Annotated in this window: 16 protein-coding genes; all 16 read left to right on the forward strand. The window is 36.5% G+C overall.

Features of this window, described 5'->3' with window-relative positions; all coding sequences use genetic code 11:
- The first annotated feature begins 11 nt into the window (after positions 1–11).
- The 16 genes from IPM14_04950 to IPM14_05025 all read left to right on the forward strand — a co-directional run bounded on the left by IPM14_04950 (position 12) and on the right by IPM14_05025 (position 16,713).
- Entirely contained in the window at positions 12–1,304 is a 1,293-nt protein-coding gene (locus IPM14_04950; protein ID MBK9097470.1) for a 2-oxo acid dehydrogenase subunit E2, read from the forward strand.
- A 26-nt stretch (positions 1,305–1,330) separates the two neighbouring features.
- A complete protein-coding gene (lpdA, locus tag IPM14_04955) occupies positions 1,331–2,782 on the forward strand; it encodes a dihydrolipoyl dehydrogenase (GenBank protein ID MBK9097471.1) in 1,452 nt (483 codons plus the stop codon).
- A 420-nt stretch (positions 2,783–3,202) separates the two neighbouring features.
- A complete protein-coding gene (locus IPM14_04960) occupies positions 3,203–3,952 on the forward strand; it encodes an SDR family oxidoreductase (protein ID MBK9097472.1) in 750 nt (249 codons plus the stop codon).
- A 355-nt stretch (positions 3,953–4,307) separates the two neighbouring features.
- A complete protein-coding gene (locus tag IPM14_04965; protein MBK9097473.1) occupies positions 4,308–4,613 on the forward strand; it encodes a phosphoribosylpyrophosphate synthetase in 306 nt (101 codons plus the stop codon).
- A gap of 43 nt (positions 4,614–4,656) precedes the next feature.
- Complete coding sequence (locus tag IPM14_04970; protein ID MBK9097474.1) at positions 4,657–5,277, forward strand: trimeric intracellular cation channel family protein; 621 nt, start codon at positions 4,657–4,659, stop codon at positions 5,275–5,277.
- Positions 5,278–5,581: 304 nt separating this feature from the next.
- On the forward strand, positions 5,582–5,929 hold the full coding sequence (locus IPM14_04975; GenBank protein MBK9097475.1) for a nuclear transport factor 2 family protein: 348 nt from the start codon (positions 5,582–5,584) through the stop codon (positions 5,927–5,929).
- Positions 5,930–6,012: 83 nt separating this feature from the next.
- The gene (gene ygiD, locus IPM14_04980) at positions 6,013–6,840 is read left to right on the forward strand and encodes a 4,5-DOPA dioxygenase extradiol (GenBank protein MBK9097476.1); all 828 of its coding nucleotides are present in this window, start codon (positions 6,013–6,015) and stop codon (positions 6,838–6,840) included.
- A 5-nt stretch (positions 6,841–6,845) separates the two neighbouring features.
- Positions 6,846–7,760, forward strand: coding sequence for a pirin family protein (locus tag IPM14_04985; GenBank protein ID MBK9097477.1), 915 nt, complete (start codon positions 6,846–6,848; stop codon positions 7,758–7,760).
- Positions 7,761–8,388: 628 nt separating this feature from the next.
- Positions 8,389–9,072, forward strand: coding sequence for an energy transducer TonB (locus IPM14_04990; GenBank protein MBK9097478.1), 684 nt, complete (start codon positions 8,389–8,391; stop codon positions 9,070–9,072).
- Between the two features lie 478 nt (positions 9,073–9,550).
- Positions 9,551–11,401 (forward strand): hypothetical protein, encoded by a 1,851-nt coding sequence (locus IPM14_04995; GenBank protein ID MBK9097479.1) that lies wholly within the window; start codon positions 9,551–9,553, stop codon positions 11,399–11,401.
- Between the two features lie 41 nt (positions 11,402–11,442).
- The gene (locus tag IPM14_05000) at positions 11,443–11,793 is read left to right on the forward strand and encodes a hypothetical protein (protein ID MBK9097480.1); all 351 of its coding nucleotides are present in this window, start codon (positions 11,443–11,445) and stop codon (positions 11,791–11,793) included.
- 44 nt (positions 11,794–11,837) lie between these two features.
- Entirely contained in the window at positions 11,838–12,320 is a 483-nt protein-coding gene (locus IPM14_05005; protein ID MBK9097481.1) for a hypothetical protein, read from the forward strand.
- A complete protein-coding gene (locus tag IPM14_05010) occupies positions 12,241–12,753 on the forward strand; it encodes an adenylate/guanylate cyclase domain-containing protein (protein MBK9097482.1) in 513 nt (170 codons plus the stop codon). Before IPM14_05005 ends, IPM14_05010 begins: the two co-directional genes overlap by 80 nt.
- A 574-nt stretch (positions 12,754–13,327) precedes the next feature.
- Positions 13,328–13,687 (forward strand): hypothetical protein, encoded by a 360-nt coding sequence (locus IPM14_05015; GenBank protein ID MBK9097483.1) that lies wholly within the window; start codon positions 13,328–13,330, stop codon positions 13,685–13,687.
- 172 nt (positions 13,688–13,859) lie between these two features.
- Positions 13,860–14,150 (forward strand): hypothetical protein, encoded by a 291-nt coding sequence (locus IPM14_05020; protein MBK9097484.1) that lies wholly within the window; start codon positions 13,860–13,862, stop codon positions 14,148–14,150.
- Positions 14,119–16,713, forward strand: coding sequence for a hypothetical protein (locus IPM14_05025; protein MBK9097485.1), 2,595 nt, complete (start codon positions 14,119–14,121; stop codon positions 16,711–16,713). Before IPM14_05020 ends, IPM14_05025 begins: the two co-directional genes overlap by 32 nt.
- Positions 16,714–16,766 lie beyond the last annotated feature (53 nt).

Raw genomic sequence — 16,766 nt, forward strand, 5'->3', positions numbered from 1 at the left:
CAAACTGATTGATGGTAATAGAATTTAAATTGCCCGATTTAGGGGAGAATATCAAATCTGCTGATGTGATAAATGTCCTTGTGAAAAGGGGAGACATGATCATAAAAGATCAGGGTGTGATTGATATTGAAACAGATAAGGCGACTGTTGAAGTTCCATCTTCAGTCGAAGGAAAGGTTGTTGAAGTTAATGTAAAGACCGGTGATAAAGTAAAGGTGGGTGATGTTTTAATAAAAGTTGAGTCGTTAGTAACTGTTTCTACGCCAATGGTGGAGACATCAAAAGTAAAATTAGAATCCACTAAAAAACCTATTGCTGAAATTTCTATAAATGATGAACATCTAAAAGGTGAATTACCGGAATTCAAGTCTGGTGAGCATGATGATCAGCTGCCGATACTTCGCGGTTCAGCGCCTGCAGCGCCATCTGTTAGAAGAATTGCAAGAGAACTTGGCGTCGATATAAACAAAGTCCCCGGTTCTGGTGAAAACGGAAGAATCTCGATGGATGACGTAAAAGTTTATGTGAAAAATATTTTGCAGGTCAAAGGTGAAGAAGTTGGAATCGGAATAAAGAAAGAGGCTATGCTAGATTTTACGAAGTACGGAAAAGTTGAACGAGTCGCGATGAGCAAGATTCGTGAGAAGACCGCAACTCACTTGAGTTATGCCTGGTCGGTAATTCCGCATGTTACTCAGTTCGATAAAACTGATATAACAGAATTTGAAAAAGATAGAAGAGAACTCAGTAAAAAAGTCGAAGAGCACGGTGCAAAGCTCACGGTAACTGGTATCCTCATTAAAATCATTGCAGAAGGAATGAAAAAGTTTCCACAGTTTAACAGCAGCATTGATATTGATAAGATGGAAGTCATCTACAAAAAATATATCAATATCGGAGTTGCAGTTGATACTGAATTCGGTTTGCTTGTTCCGGTAATTAAAAATGCTGACAAGAAGAATCTAATTGAAATATCTGTTGAATTGAATCAACTTGCACAAAAAGCCCGTGACAAAAAATTATCTCTGGAAGAAATGCAAGGAGGTTGTTTTACAATTACAAATCTTGGTGGAATCGGGGGGACATACTTCACTCCAATTATTAATTCACCTGAAGTAGCTATCCTTGGTGTATCACGCGGAAACTATGAACTCGTTTACAACAAAGAAGGAAACTTTGAACCGAGGTTAATGCTTCCACTTTCGCTTTCTTATGATCATCGAATTATTGACGGTGCTGATGCTATTCAATTTTTAAGATGGATTTGTGAAGCGCTTGAAAAGCCATTGAAAATATTTATGTGAAATTAACTTGAGACCATTGAAAATTTATGTCTGATAATATAAATATTGCCGTAATCGGTGCCGGACCCGGGGGATACGCTGCGGCTTTCCTTGCAGCAGATCTTGGAATGAACGTAACATTAATTGATAAAGATAAAAATCCCGGTGGTGTTTGTCTTTATCGTGGTTGTATTCCCTCCAAAGCACTGCTTCACGTTGCAAAACTTCTCGATGAAACTGAACACGCAAAAAACTGGGGAATAGAATTTTCGAAACCGAATATTGATCTGGATAAACTGCGTGACTGGAAAAACAAAGTTGTTGAAAAACTTACAAGCGGAGTTGGATCAGTAGCCAAATTCCGAAAAGTGAATTATATGCAGGGAACTGCTATTTTCAAAAATTCTACAACACTTATCATTGATAAAAAAGACCTGCCTGCCGGACAGGCAGGTGGCGTCAAGGAAGAGATGAAATTTGATAAAATAGTAATTGCAACCGGTTCAAGGATTGCTACTATTCCATCACTGAATATTGGAAGTAAAAGATTACTGAACTCAACCTCTGCACTTGATCTTCCTGCAATTCCAAAATCACTTCTTGTAATTGGCGGTGGCTATATTGGACTCGAGCTTGGTTCAGTTTACCAGGCACTTGGCTCAAAAGTTTCCGTAGTGGAAATGCTTGACGGATTGCTTCCCGGTGCAGACCGCGATCTCGTTTCTCATCTTTCTAAAAGATTAAAAGAAAAGTTTGAAAGCATAATGCTCAACTCAAAGGTTGTTGAAATGAAGGAAGTTAAAGATGGAATTCAGGTAAAGATTCAGTCCGCCGAAGGCGGAGCTGAAGGAAGGATTACAGAACAAACTTATGATTATGTTTTAATGTCTATCGGCAGAAAGCCAGATACATCCGGACTCGGATTGGAAAACACAAAAGTAAAAGTGAATGAACGTGGCTGGATAAAAGTAAATAACCAGATGAAAACAAATGATCCTGATATATATGCAATTGGCGATATTGTCGGTGAACCGATGCTTGCACATAAAGCTTCGCACGAAGGACGAGTTGCAGTCGAAGTAATTGCAGGACATAAATCAGTTTTTGAACCGATGGCTATTCCCGCTGTTGTTTTCACTGATCCGGAAATTGCGTGGGCAGGATTGACAGAAAATCAGGCAAAAGAAAAAAAGATTGATTACGAAGTTGCGAAGTTTTCATGGGCTGCTTCAGGAAGAGCAGTTACCTTAGACAGAAATGATGGCGTAACAAAAATATTAGTTGATCCATCAACACAAAGAATTCTTGGAATAGGAATTTGCGGTCCCGGTGCCGGTGAATTAATTGCAGAAGGTGTACTTGCAATTGAAATGGGTGCAAACCTAACAGATTTGAAGTTAACAATTCATCCTCATCCTACTTTATCAGAAACGATTATGGAAGCTGCTGAAGTTTTCTTCGGACAAAGCACACACGTTTACAGACCGAAGAAGAGTTAGCTATGTCTGTAACTGTTATCTAATAGTTTGCCAACCTTAAATAAAGACCTGAATTAATATAGCATTGATAACACCCGCCAAATCCCATCTAAAATTATTTGAATTCATAAATGGCATTGCAATTCTTATATGAACTCGTTCGAATGGTCGCAAATCTGCAATGATGCTATCTAACTTGAAGATATAACATGCGAGAACCTGTGAATGAGAATGACCTGTAACACCGCAGTCTCTTATAAGGATCCGAATGGAGCAATCCTATAAATAAGAATATTTTATTTCTTTTATTGAATTTTCTTCTTTCTTTAGTAAATATATGTTAACGATATTTTTTACCTTATGTGAATGATTAACACTTCCTTATGTGTTATGTTTGATTTGTAACTAAACAACGAAAAATAAAATGAAAGGAACAGCTATATGAAATCCTTAGAAAATAAAGTAGCTATTGTTACGGGTGCTGGGTCGGGCATTGGAAAAGCTTCAGCCTTATTGTTTGCAAAGGAAGGTGCCAAAGTAATTGTGTCAGACATCAGTGAAGCGAACGGTATTAAGGCAGTTGATGAAATTAAAAAAGTAGCTGGGGAAGCTTTCTTCATCAAAGCTGATTCCTCAAAGCCATCAGACAATGAGATGTTGGTAAAACAAACTATTGAAAAATTTGGTTCGCTTGATATTGCTGTAAACAATGCTGGTATCGGTGGTCCGGTTGCCGCCACAGGCGAATATCCTATTGACGGCTGGCAAAAAGTAATTGACATTAATTTATCGGGTGTCTTTTATGGTTTACGTTATCAAATTCCCGCTATGAGAGAAAAGGGCGGCAGCATTGTAAACATTGCATCCATACTTGGAAACACAGGTGCTAAATTTTCTCCCGCTTATGTTGCTGCAAAACACGGTGTGGTGGGATTGACGAAAGCCGCTGCATTGGAATATGCCGATAAAAAAATCCGTATCAATGCTGTTGGACCGGGTTATATAAAAACACCCCTGATTTACAATTCGCTTGATGAAGCTACATTAAATTCTTTAGTGGGATTACATCCAATCGGTCGTTTAGGAGAAGCTGAAGAAATTGCTGAACTGATACTTTGGCTGGCATCATCTAAATCATCATTTGTAACGGGTGCTTATTATCCTGCTGATGGTGGATACCTGGCTCAATAATAATTGTTGCGCAGTGCTGTGGACTGATTGGTTATTTCTTTTGGATTGATTAATAAAGAAGCCAAAGCATTGCGCTACTTTTATTGAACATAATTATTACTTATGAAAGATGCTGTCAGAAAATAGTTTATTTAATGACCTAAAAGTATAAACTTTATCTCAGCATAAGTATAATCGTAATTATAACGAAAATGGAATTTATAAAAAGAATAAACTAAATTAGTTTAATTAACGAGTCGGTTTACAAAAAATGTGAAAGAAAATACACCAACACACTGCAGCCAATATGATATTTATATATTTCTATATATTGCAAAACAACTTTTTCATTAGTACAATAAGCCAATGTAAATATATGATAAATCCTGAGCCTACTCTATCCGAAACCTTGAAAGTCTTAAAAGCACAAGGCTATACGGAAGATTTCAACCTCAAAGCTGATTGCATCGACTGCCGTAGTGGTCATTTGAAAATTTTTCCGTCTGATTTTCAGGTTGATCAATATTTTCGTTTTGAAGGTCAAACTGATCCTGCCGATCAAGCTGTCTTGTATGCTATTTCCTCTGAAAAGCATAAAATAAAAGGTGTGCTGGTCAATGCTTATGGTGTTTATTCAGATCCGCTTACAGATGAATTACTTGCTAAATTAAAAATTAATTGATTTCTTTTCTCCAAAATGTATTTGAACTTTTAAAGGATTACAATTGGAACTTCTCCAACTCATTGATATTGCGGGCATAGCAGCTTTTAGCATCTCAGGCGTTTTTGCTGCGATGGAAAAAAAACTTGATATCTTCGGAGTTTTTATCATCGCCTTTATTACTGCACTTGGTGGTGGCACATTGCGTGATGTTTTAATCGGGAATGTTCCTGTGAGCTGGATGTACGATTTAAGCTATAGTATAATTGTGCTGATCAGTACTTTAGTAGCCATCCTGTTTACAAATGTAATCCATAACTATCATAAAATACTTTTGGTTTTTGATTCGCTGGGACTAAGTTTCTTCACTATCCTTGGTATACAGAAGGGAATAAACCTTGAACTTCATCCTGCAATTTGTATTGCACTCGGAACTATTACTGCCTGTTTTGGTGGTGTACTCAGAGATATTTCTTTAAATAACATTCCGCTTATTTTTCAAAAAGAGATTTATGCTACTGCTTGTATTTTCGGTGGGATAGTTTACTTTATATTGCTGAAATTAGGTATACCTGAAATTTCGCTTGAAGCATTTTGTATTGCAGCAATCGTGACACTCAGGCTGATTGCGGTGCGATACAACTGGCGGCTTCCCGCTATATATAGTAAATCATCTATAGAATAATTTAATTTGGTATAACGGAAAATCATCAGCATACGCAATTTCATCTCCCGAATATATTCCGTAAAAAATCAGTCTGCTCCCTATCTCAAATAACACCTCAGTCTCTTAGCAGATGATACATAATAACTATCTTACACATAATACTTTAAGCAAATTTGCATAGGTTAACTCAATTATTTAACCTATGTGAATGCGTAAGTGTAAACTTCATCTTACTTTTGACTCAGTGATTATTCAAAATATAATCAAATAAAATGAAAGGAAAATTCATACGGAAAATTCAGCTAGAAAAGTCGTAGAAAAAATGTTTGATGCTTTTGGAAGTAGCGATGTAAATAAGTTCATCGAAACTGTTTCTGATGATACTGTTTGGATTTATCATGGAACTCAATACATTCCAAAAAGAATATATGAAAAGAAAACTGGTGCCAGGTTGTTCATAACCAGTATTCTGAACAACACGGAAATGATAAGTTTTGAACCGCAAAAATTCATTGTCGAAGGAAATACCGTTGTTGTTCTGGGACAGGAACATCAGCGAGTAAAAAAATCGGGTAAGGAACTCAAACAGAAATGGGTTCAGGTATATGATGTCGAAAACGATTTAATTATCAGAATGGAAGAATTTGCTTCATCTGAAGCGTTGAACTAAATTCATAGTCAAACATTAAACCTATTATGCAAAGAAAGTCTTTTTTAAAAACACTGGCATTATTACCATTTACAGGAGTAGCTATGAAACTGAACGAACTAAGTAAAATTACGGCACCTTTCGGTAACACAGAAAAAATGCCAGTGTTGTTTCTTGGTCACGGCAGCCCGATGAATGCAATTGAAGAGAATGAATTTGTACAGGGATTCAGAAAAGTTGGTAAAGAAATCCCCAAACCAAATGCAATTATGGTTGTATCTGCTCACTGGGAAACAAACGGCACTTTTGTTACTGCAATGGAAAAACCAAAAACCATTCACGACTTTGGAGGATTCCCGAAAGAACTTTATGAAGTTCAATATCCCGCACCTGGGAATCCTGAACTTGCAGGCGAAGTTAAGAGTATTGTTAAAAATACCGAAGTGGGATTGGATATAAACTGGGGACTCGATCACGGAGCGTGGTCCGTTGTAAAGCATCTTTATCCAAATGCTGATATTCCTGTAATTCAAATGAGTCTGGATTACCGGCAGTCTCCGCAATATCATTTTGAACTTGCAAGAGAGCTAAGTTTACTACGTAAAAAAGGTGTGCTCATTATCGGAAGCGGGAATATGGTTCACAATTTAAGAATGGTTGACTGGAGAAGATTGGATGAAGTTAATTACGGTTACGATTGGGCGCTCGAAGCAAGCGAGAATATGAAAAAATTTATTTTGTCCGGTGATTACATACAATTAATAAATTATCAATCACAAGGAAGAGAATTTAACTTGGCTGTTCCAACTCCTGAACATTATCTGCCATTACTATATACATTAGCTTTGAGAGAAGAAAGCGAAGATGTAACTTTGTTCAATGATAAAGCAGTTGGTGGTTCACTTACTATGACCTCAGTAAAAATAATTTAAGTAAAATGTTAGAAATAACAATTGAAGCGAGAAAGGCTGCCATCGCTCCCGGATTAGAGGTTCGCAGAATTCTTCCGTTCAGACTTAAGCGAATGGTAGGTCCTTTTATTTTTATGGATCATGGTGGTCCGGTTGCAGAAAAGCCTTCTGCAGTAAAATCGCTTGATGTTCTTCCGCATCCGCATATAGGATTATCTACGGTCAGTTATTTATTTAGTGGAATGATTACTCATCGTGACAGTCTTGGAGTAGAACAGATCATACAACCCGGTGAAGTAAACTGGATGACAGCGGGAAAAGGTATTGCACATTCCGAACGTTTTGAAGATCCAAATCTTTGGGCTGCTGGAGGTTTTGAAATGATTCAAACGTGGGTAGCACTTCCTGAAAAAGCTGAAGAGTTTGATCCTGCTTTTACTAACTATAAAAAATCAGAACTTCCTGTTTTTTCAGAAAAGGGAGTTTGGATGCGGTTGATTGCCGGGAGTGCTTTTGGTTTGAAGAACGATGTGAAAATACTTTCGCCTTTGTTTTATTTGCATGTCGTGCTGGATAATCAAGCAGTCTTAGTATTACCAAAAGAGCATGAAGAGCGTGCTGTTTATGTTGTAAAAGGAAGTGTTGAGTTTGGAGGCAGAAAATTCAATGAGGGACAGATGCTTGTATTCAAAAAAAAATCAGAACCAACCGTAAAGGCATTAGAACTTTCGACACTTATGGTGCTGGGCGGTGAGCCTCTGGGTGAACGTTTTATCTGGTGGAATTTTGTTTCATCAAGAAAAGAAAGAATTGAGCAGGCAAAAGCTGATTGGCAGGAAGGCAGAATTATTCTTCCACCTAATGATAACAAGGAATTTATTCCGTTGCCGAATGATCGTACACGACTGGCAGCAAACCCGCCACCTGAACCACTCTCCTAAATAACTGTGGTCATTCATCGCTTCAAGAGGCTTAATGGGATAACAAGACAAATTTAAACTGTTTACTGCTGGATAAACATTTTATTAAGAAAATTATTCGAAAGAATGGATTGATCTAACGGTCAATTAATAATTGTGTTAGCATCTAGATCTGTTGTAAAAACTCTCCCTAAAGTTTACAATCTTGATGAAGACCATCAATTGAACTGCATAATACAACAATTCGCTTAATAATTGACAAGGTTGCAAACTCAACTGCATTTAAACAAACAAAACATCCTCATCCAACATTATCAGAGACAATGATGGAAGCTGCTGAAGTTTTCTTCGGGCAGAGCACTCACGTTTACAGACCGAAGAAAAGTTAGCCTTATTAATGCCTGTATTAGAATTAGCCTAGTGTTGATAACATCCAATTAATCTCATCCAAAATTTATTGAGTATATGAATCACGTTGCAAATCTAATATGAACTTTATTGGTGGGTTGCAGAATTGCAATATTACCTCAGAGCATTATGATAAAAAGAGGGCGTACTGTTTAAAAAATAATATTAATCTTGGCCTTGTTGTTGCATCAGTATTATTACAGAAATAAATGCGATGCTAAATTAAAGAATGGAGGATAATATGGGCTTAATGAAAACTATAGGAAAACCTGAAGTAAGGTACAGATACAAACTCGTATTAAAAGTTAGTCTAATACTCTCGCTTATGATTATGATTCTCGCTTTTAAGTATTTCCCTAAAATTGAAAAAGATAGAATCAGTTTAGAAACACCACAGGAATTATTTACTGTAGAAGATATCCAACAGACTAAGCAGGAAAACAGGCCTCCACCACCACCGGAAAAACCTCCTGTGATAATTGAAGCTACATTATTGAATGAAGTTAATGATATTGAAATAGGAGATACGGAAATCAATTTTGATGCGGAATTGAGTGCACCTCCACCACCTCCGAGGCAGGAACAAACTAAAACTATAATAGAGGAAGAGACGATCTATTTTGTTGCAGTTGAGGAAATGCCATATCCGATTGGTGGGATCAACGCAATACAGCAGCGAATTATATATCCTGAAATTGCTAAAAGAGCAGGTGTTGAGGGAAAAGTATTTCTTTTGGCCTATGTGGATGAGGAAGGAAACGTCACTAAAGCAGAAGTATTGAAAGGTATTGGTGGTGGTTGTGATGAAGCAGCTGCCAATGCTGTACTACAGACTAAATTTTCACCAGGTAAACAAAGGGGAAAGCCAGTAAAGGTTAAAGTTATGATCCCAATCAGGTTTGAATTGTCAGAAGGTCCGGCTTGATGATGTCCGAAAGAGAAAAACTGATGTTGTTCTGGTTTGGAAGTTTGATCGATTTACTGAAAGTATAAATGAGTTAATTATTACATAGGAAGAACATAGTAGCCCCAATGCTAACTTTAACAATTATAAAGAGACTTTCATAACTTAAAATCTCAAAATATGCTTAATATAAAATCCTTTAAGCCGTCAAATGACGGCTTTCATATGATTCTCAAATCAGACACAGTCGAAGATATCGTTTGCTGATTACAACTATTCGGACGTATTTTGAATTCGACATTACCTTTTGGCATTCAATAGATTCTACTTGATCCGTAAAAAATCAGATCCGGTTCAACATCATAATTTACATATTGACGATTTCTGGATTAAACTTAGTAAACTCAGAGGCTCCAGCTCACAATTAGACATATTCATTCCATACCTATATCTTGTTTAATTTTGCTTATCAGAATTAGATAAAAATGAAATCCGTCAGATGAAACTCAAAAGAAAAAAATTATCACAACTGCTTCAACAGCTTGAAGATATCAAACAGCAAGCTACGGAGTTTGAAAATAAATATTCAAATGAGCTTGAAAAGGTTCATTCTTCAAATCTTGAGAGTGCAAAGAATTTAATTCACTATCTCGCACTTCGCAACCAGGATATACGAGAAATACAGAACACACTCTGGCAGCTTGGCATTTCACGGCTTGGTAAAGCCGAAAGCCACGTAATGGCAAGTATTATTTCTGTCCAGAATATTCTTAGGGGAATCCTGAACGAACTGCCAATTGAATCCGAAAAAGCGGAAATCAGTTTTAAAAGAGGAAGAAAGATTTTAACAGCAAATACTACTTCACTTCTTGGTAAAAAACTGAAAGGCAGTCAAGTAAGAATAATGGTTACGCTTCCAACCGAGGCCGCTGATGATTATAAGCTTGTTAAGAAACTTTTCAATGCGGGTATGAACAGTGCACGAATCAACTGTGCGCATGATGATACGACTGTTTGGGGAAATATGGTCAAAAATATCGAAAGAGCAAAAAAGCAAACCGGCAGAAGTTGTAAAATCTGTATGGACCTTGGCGGACCTAAACTCAGAACTGGGCCAATGAGGCAGGGACCCAAAGTTGTTCATCTTACTCCCGAGAGAGACCTTCTCGGTAAAGTAACTTCGCCCGCAGAAGCCTGGCTCGTCACTGATAGAAGTATTCAACTTGAAAAAAGCAAAACAATCGACGAGGAAATTCTTATTCCTCTGTCTGATGAATTTCTGAATTCGCTGAAACCGAAAGATGAAATTCTTTTCACGGACTCAAGAGGAAAGGATAGAAAACTTATTGTTGATAAAAAGTTTAATGGCAGAAGATTGGTCCGATGCTTTGAATCTGCTTACATTAAAACCGGAACAGCATTTACGATTAAAAATAAGCGCAATACAAACGGAGTAACTACAAATGTTGGTGAACTTCTTCCGCTGGAAGAATCGATCATTTTAAAACAGGGAGATAAATTAATAATTCACAGCGATGCAATACCTGGTGAGCCAACAGAATTTAACAATGAGGGTGAATTGATAAAACCGGCTCATATATCCTGCACATTACCTGAAATTTTCAAGGATGTTAATTCGGGTGAGCTAGTAATTCTCGATGATGGGAAAATTGAAGGGGTTATTAAAAATGTTGAGCAGAACAGAATTGAAGTAGAAATAACCTACTCAAAGGAAGAAGGCTCGAAGCTGAGAGCGGATAAAGGAATTAATCTCCCAGAGAGTAAACTTTCGATAAAAGGATTGACAGGGAAAGATAAAGAGGATTTAAAGTTCATAGCAAAGAATGCTGATGTTGTAAATTATTCCTTTGTGAATTCTGCAGGAGATGTTAAAGATATTCTTGATGAATTGAAAACACTTGACGCTTTAGAAATAGGAGTAATCCTGAAGATTGAAACACGTAAAGCATTCGAAAATCTTCCCTCGATACTATTGACTGCAATGCAGCATTATCCCGTTGGAGTAATGATTGCACGCGGAGATCTGGCAATCGAATGTGGCTGGAATGAGCTTGCAATGATCCAGGAGGAAATTATGTGGCTTTGTGAAGCTGCACATCTTCCTATCATCTGGGCAACTCAGGTTCTCGAAACAATGGCAAAAAAAGGACGACCATCCCGCGCAGAAATTACTGACGCGGCATTTGCAGGAAGAGCAGAGTCAGTTATGCTCAATAAAGGTCCTTTCATTTTTGAAGCGATAAAAATTCTGGATGTGATTATCAGTTCAATGCAGGATTACCACGAGAAACAGGCTCCGATGCTACCGAAGTTAAAGTTGAAGAAATAATTACTGAGGGGTGGCTACTTTAATACATAAAGTATGATGTTATGAAATTCATTGACACATTAAATGAAAATAAATTTTACGAAAGCCACTTCAATCGTGAAATGATGCAATCAGAACGGCTGCGTGAGTTTGTACTTGGCGGTGTAATTCTTCTGTTTGCACTTGGTTCTTTTATTAATGTTTTTTTCCTCGGCAACGATTACAAAGAAAAACTTCCTGAGCTGATTAATGCATTCGAATGGATTATTCTATTGTTTCTCTTTCTTGCTGCACGTTCTTTTTTTGTAAGAAAAATTATAAAAGTACGAATGAAGAAAGGAAAGGATCTTCCATACTATCTCAGGTATGTCAATGCTTTTTTGAAGTTTCGATTCCAACTCTGGGTATATTAATTCTTTCAATCCACATTGAACCAATTGCAGCTTTGGTTTCACCGATGCTGCTGCTTTACTTTTCCATTATCATCATCTCAAGTCTTGAACTCGATCCCCGGCTAAGTTTCTTTGTCGGTACCGTTGCTGCTGTTGAGTATATTCTATTATCTCTTTTCTATATCAATAATGCTGAACATCATTCAGATATTCCGGTGCTGGATTTGCCTGTTGCTTATATAGCCCGAAGCGGAATTCTTTTTATCTCCGGAATTCTGGCAGGGATAGTCTCAATTCAGATAAGAAAAAAAGTTTTCAGCACTTTCCGTGTAGTGGAAGAAAGAAACGAACTTGAGAAAATTTTCGGTCAGCAGGTATCAAAAGAAATTGTAGACGAGTTTATAAAGAATAATATGAAGATCGAAAACCGTAGCCGGGAAGTTTGTATAATGTTTCTCGACATCCGTAATTTTTTCAAAATACTGCGAAGGCAAAACCCCGGAAGAAATAAACAAATACCAGAACAGCACTCTTGGATTTATGATTGACATTGTAAATATACACGGCGGAATTGTAAACCAGATTCTTGGTGATGGATTTATGGCAACATTCGGCGCACCAATTCCCAGCGAGACTTACAGCAAGGATGCTGTGATAGCCTCGATGGAAATTATTTCATCCCTGGAGAAGAAAAACGAGAGTGGAGAGATTCCGCAAACTAGTGTGAGGATTGGTTTGCACTCCGGGGAAGTCGTAACCGGCAATGTCGGTACTATAGACAGGAAACAATACTCTGTCACAGGAAATGCAGTAATCGTGGCTGCGCGTCTTGAGCAGATGAATAAAGAGCTTGATACATCCATCTTGATTAGCAAAGCAGTTGTAAATAGTTCAAAAATAGATTTGGAAAAATTTCAATTTTTAGGAGAAAGAATGGTAAAAGGTTTTGAGAAGCCCATCGAGGTTTTTACTATCAAATAATTCTACTTCATCTTATTAAAAAGTTATTCTGAATATCTTACTATAAAGGAGAGCCAACTGTCCTCTGTCATTTAACCAAAATCTTCTTACCATAAAATCCTACAAGCCGTCAAATGAAGGTTTCCATAAAATTCTTAAAAAAACTGTCGAAAATATTATCAAGTCCCTATCAATTTTCATATTTACTTCAAATTCATTAATTCAATTCCATAAAGGATAGTAAAAAATTTGACGCTAATTTATTGTTAATGCTGCATTAACTCTGAGCGAGAACCTTTCCATTAACCTACCCCTTTTAGGAAAAGTATTGGAAAACAGGGGGCGGTGAAACAGGGACTCTTTCCGATAATAAAAAACGTTGATTATGATCCAGATTATTAACTTTTTGGGAGGAGGGCTCCATTTTGGTACCAGCTTTAAAATTTTTTTGCCCTTATACTTGACTTCCCAACCACCACCATCTATATTATAAAGTATAGGGACAACATCCCGAAACAGCCAACCAGAAAATCACAACCGAAAACATTTCATTAAAGTCTTAAAGGCTTATATAAATAAAATCATTTTAATGGTTATGAAAAAAAATAAAAAGAAGAACACTCTTCCTATTCTAGGTTGGAGTGAAGTTTCAGAATGTTATTGTTATGAAGAACTAGTTGAAGATATTGCGACATATGGCGAGGGTGTAGTTTATAATAGTGATCGCGAATTTGGACCTGATGAAAAATGTGCTTTCGTATTTTATAATGAATATCCGAAAAACTTATTTGCTGTATTTAGAGGAACTGTAGAATATATAGGTAGATATCCTGATCATTTAACTCCATATGCTTACATTTTCACTCCTGAAAAGGAAGTAATAGCTGAAAGCATCGGTTATTGTAAAGAATGTGGCGATCCCAAAGTAGTAGTCTTGAAAAAAGGAGAGGAGTGAACTTGACAATCCTCGTTAGCGAGGTTATATTAAAAATATAGTCTTCTATTGACAACAGACAACCTACCTCCCAAGACAAACCGACAACTAAAACATTGAACAACTTAACTTATTAGGGATGCTCTTTCAGTAGAGAGGGCATTCCACCTTAAAAATATTGGAGAAAATGAAAATGCAGAATTACATAACGAGAGACTTCTATGCTGCTGGCTACCTTCTTGCAGAGGGCTTTAAACTGGTTTCACATTCACGAACTGGTAAAATCACTCTGTTTGAATTTGAATATACCCCACAAGTTAAAGAAGCAGCAGATAAATATTTTACTATGCAGACACAGGTTGAACCGGTCGCTTATGGGAATGCATTGCGCGCATTAAAATCGATATTGCATTCTTACGATAAATTAAATGCAGATGGAGATGTAAATAATTATGTTAAACAATACAGGGGAAGTAAACCTTAATCAGAAAAAAGAATTCTCAGGATTTGAGAATGTAATTGTATCCTGGGCGGATACGGTAAGTATCACCAAATTTGAAAATGTTACTTTAGCAGATGTTTTTGAAGCCATTAAAGGTGATGAAGAATTAAAGAAAAAAATAGATCTAATACGCTCGATTAAGGATGCTAAAAAAAGGCAAGATAAAAAATCTGAAATTCTACCATATTTTGTAATAGGAGAATTCACAGACAACAAAAGAAAAAATGCAAATCTAATCTCTACCCAACATATGATTTTTGATTATGATCATCTTGGGAGAAAACTAAAAGGAAAAAGAAAGCAGTTAATTGAAGATCCACGAGTAAATTTCATATTCACTTCACCGAGCGGAGACGGGTTAAAAGTTGGTTATAAGTTAGATAATCCAATAACCGACTCTGAAACATTTTCAGCAATATATAAATACTACGCAAATCAACTTGGCCTCGAACTAGGTGAAAAAGCTGATAAAACTTCTGCTGCATCAAATCCCTGTTATTTTAGTATTGACTCAGAGATATACACTCATCCAAATTCGCTAGTGCTTACAACTAATATTTCAAAAGAGGAACTTGATAAATTTAGAACTCATAGTAAAATCGATTGGGATGAAGTTGGAGAAGCACTAAATGGTCTCAGTAGTCCGAGAACACCAATGGCCAGAAAAATGATTGGAATGATGATGGGAAGAAGTATCCCACGGGAGATTGCAATTGGATTACTGCGTGGATGGAATAAATTAAATAACCCACCCCTGCCAGATGACAAAATCATCTATACAGTTAATGATATGTATGATCGATACGAGCAGCAGATAGATACTGTTCCTGTGAAGTTTTTAGAAAAAGGTAGTGCTTATTTCAAGAAAGTATTTCTGAAAGGGAAATGGGAAGAAGTTCAAGTCACAACATTTATGATCATTCCCAATGAACTGCTTGTGTTAGAGTATAGTGATTGTTTAGTATGTGAAATAGTCACCTCTGCGGGTATTCATTATGAAAATGTAAAAATTGAGAACACGGACTGGCATACAAAGCAGAAATTTCAGAAAGCACTTGGGCATCAGGATTGCGTGTTCCTTGGAACAGATCACGATCTGCAAGCCTTGTGTCAGTTTATTCAGGTTCTAATACCATTAAGGAAAGAAGCCACTAAAGTTATTGGGTTATATAATAATGAGACCTGGGTAACAGAAAAATATAATATTAAGAAAGATATTATTAGTAAGGATCAAGCAATAGTTCCTTATGATAGGGGCAAGGATGCATTCTACCACGGCATTAACTACACGAAAATAAATGATGAGGAGTATCAGGGATTGTTAACTGATTTTTATGAAAACGTTTTTCGATTAAATGAAAAAAATAAAATAGCTTCTTATTTAGGCTGGCTATTCGCTACTCCTCTTAAACCGTTATTGACAGATTTGGCAGACGGGTTTCCACTTCTATTTCATCACGGATCTCAGGGAGCTGGAAAGACAAGTCTTTCACAACTATTTATGAGATTAGTCGGATATTCAAACCCTGATCCTAAATCCTGCACAATGAAACTTTTCCCTATGCTCAAGATGCTATCAAGCACGAATGCAATCCCTCAATGGTATGATGAATTTAAGAAAGCCGATATGAAGGAAACGGATGTTGATAATTTGCTGAGATATATGCGAAGAGCATATAAAGGTGAGGTAGAAGACAAGGGTCGGGCAGATCAGACTGTCGAAACTTATAATATTACCGCACCTATGGCCGTTATGGGAGAATGGAACATTAACCAACCTGCTATAATGGAAAGAGTAATTTTGATACGGTTTAATGATTTTGTTAAGAAGAATATTGAATCTCAGGAAGCATTCAGAATTATTAAGAATCTTGAGCTTGAGGCTTTTATGCCCAGATATATTAGCTATTGCCTGGGGCAGAACATTAAGGCTTTATTTAATAGTTCACAAAATATAGTAGCCAAGCAATTTGAAAATACATTCATTGCTCCTAGAATTCTGAATAATCTTTCCGTTCTAATCACAGGATTAGAGTTGTTCATTGGTTTTGCTAAAGAGAATAAGATTGTAATTCAAGAAATCGATTATAAAGAATTACTTAACTATCAATTAAAGGAAATTACCGGATCAAATAATGGAAGTGTCAAATCTGCTGTTGATCAGCTAATTGAGGAATTGGCAATAATGGCAGAAAAGGAAGAGATTAAGAGTCCTGATGATTATAAGAAGGTTAAAACAAATAATTCAATCAATGCTTTGGCGATTAGATTTAATAAAGTTTTTCCCGACTTTGTTGTGTATGCTAAGAAAACTAACTACGAAGGAGATCTACTCGACAAATCATCTTATATAAAAATGTTCGATGATTGTAATTATGTAATTCAAAAAAATATGGCGGTAAAAATGGGTGATAAAACGCAGCGTTGTTTAGTTATAGATATTGATAAAGCGAAAACGACGGGATTAAATATTTATGGATTACTTGAAGCAGATGAAAGTAATGCCAAATTTGAAAATGACGAACTAATAATTGGGAATAATTAAAAGTTACAGGTGGTTACATATGGTTACTAATACTATGTAACCACAAATCATTA

It is taken from the genome of bacterium (genome assembly GCA_016716565.1).
Taxonomy (GTDB): Bacteria; Bacteroidota; Ignavibacteria; order Ignavibacteriales; family Ignavibacteriaceae; genus IGN2.

Excerpts from the sequence above, each read along its gene's own strand:
- IPM14_04950 (MBK9097470.1), top strand. The coding sequence starts at position 12 with ATGGTAATAGAATTTAAATTGCCCGATTTAGGGGAGAATATCAAATCT.
- lpdA (MBK9097471.1), top strand. The coding sequence starts at position 1,331 with ATGTCTGATAATATAAATATTGCCGTAATCGGTGCCGGACCCGGGGGA.
- IPM14_04960 (MBK9097472.1), top strand. The coding sequence starts at position 3,203 with ATGAAATCCTTAGAAAATAAAGTAGCTATTGTTACGGGTGCTGGGTCG.
- IPM14_04965 (MBK9097473.1), top strand. The coding sequence starts at position 4,308 with ATGATAAATCCTGAGCCTACTCTATCCGAAACCTTGAAAGTCTTAAAA.
- IPM14_04975 (MBK9097475.1), top strand. The coding sequence starts at position 5,582 with ATGTTTGATGCTTTTGGAAGTAGCGATGTAAATAAGTTCATCGAAACT.
- ygiD (MBK9097476.1), top strand. The coding sequence starts at position 6,013 with ATGAAACTGAACGAACTAAGTAAAATTACGGCACCTTTCGGTAACACA.
- IPM14_04985 (MBK9097477.1), top strand. The coding sequence starts at position 6,846 with ATGTTAGAAATAACAATTGAAGCGAGAAAGGCTGCCATCGCTCCCGGA.
- IPM14_04990 (MBK9097478.1), top strand. The coding sequence starts at position 8,389 with ATGGGCTTAATGAAAACTATAGGAAAACCTGAAGTAAGGTACAGATAC.
- IPM14_04995 (MBK9097479.1), top strand. The coding sequence starts at position 9,551 with ATGAAACTCAAAAGAAAAAAATTATCACAACTGCTTCAACAGCTTGAA.
- IPM14_05000 (MBK9097480.1), top strand. The coding sequence starts at position 11,443 with ATGAAATTCATTGACACATTAAATGAAAATAAATTTTACGAAAGCCAC.
- IPM14_05005 (MBK9097481.1), top strand. The coding sequence starts at position 11,838 with ATGCTGCTGCTTTACTTTTCCATTATCATCATCTCAAGTCTTGAACTC.
- IPM14_05015 (MBK9097483.1), top strand. The coding sequence starts at position 13,328 with ATGAAAAAAAATAAAAAGAAGAACACTCTTCCTATTCTAGGTTGGAGT.
- IPM14_05020 (MBK9097484.1), top strand. The coding sequence starts at position 13,860 with ATGCAGAATTACATAACGAGAGACTTCTATGCTGCTGGCTACCTTCTT.
- IPM14_05025 (MBK9097485.1), top strand. The coding sequence starts at position 14,119 with ATGTTAAACAATACAGGGGAAGTAAACCTTAATCAGAAAAAAGAATTC.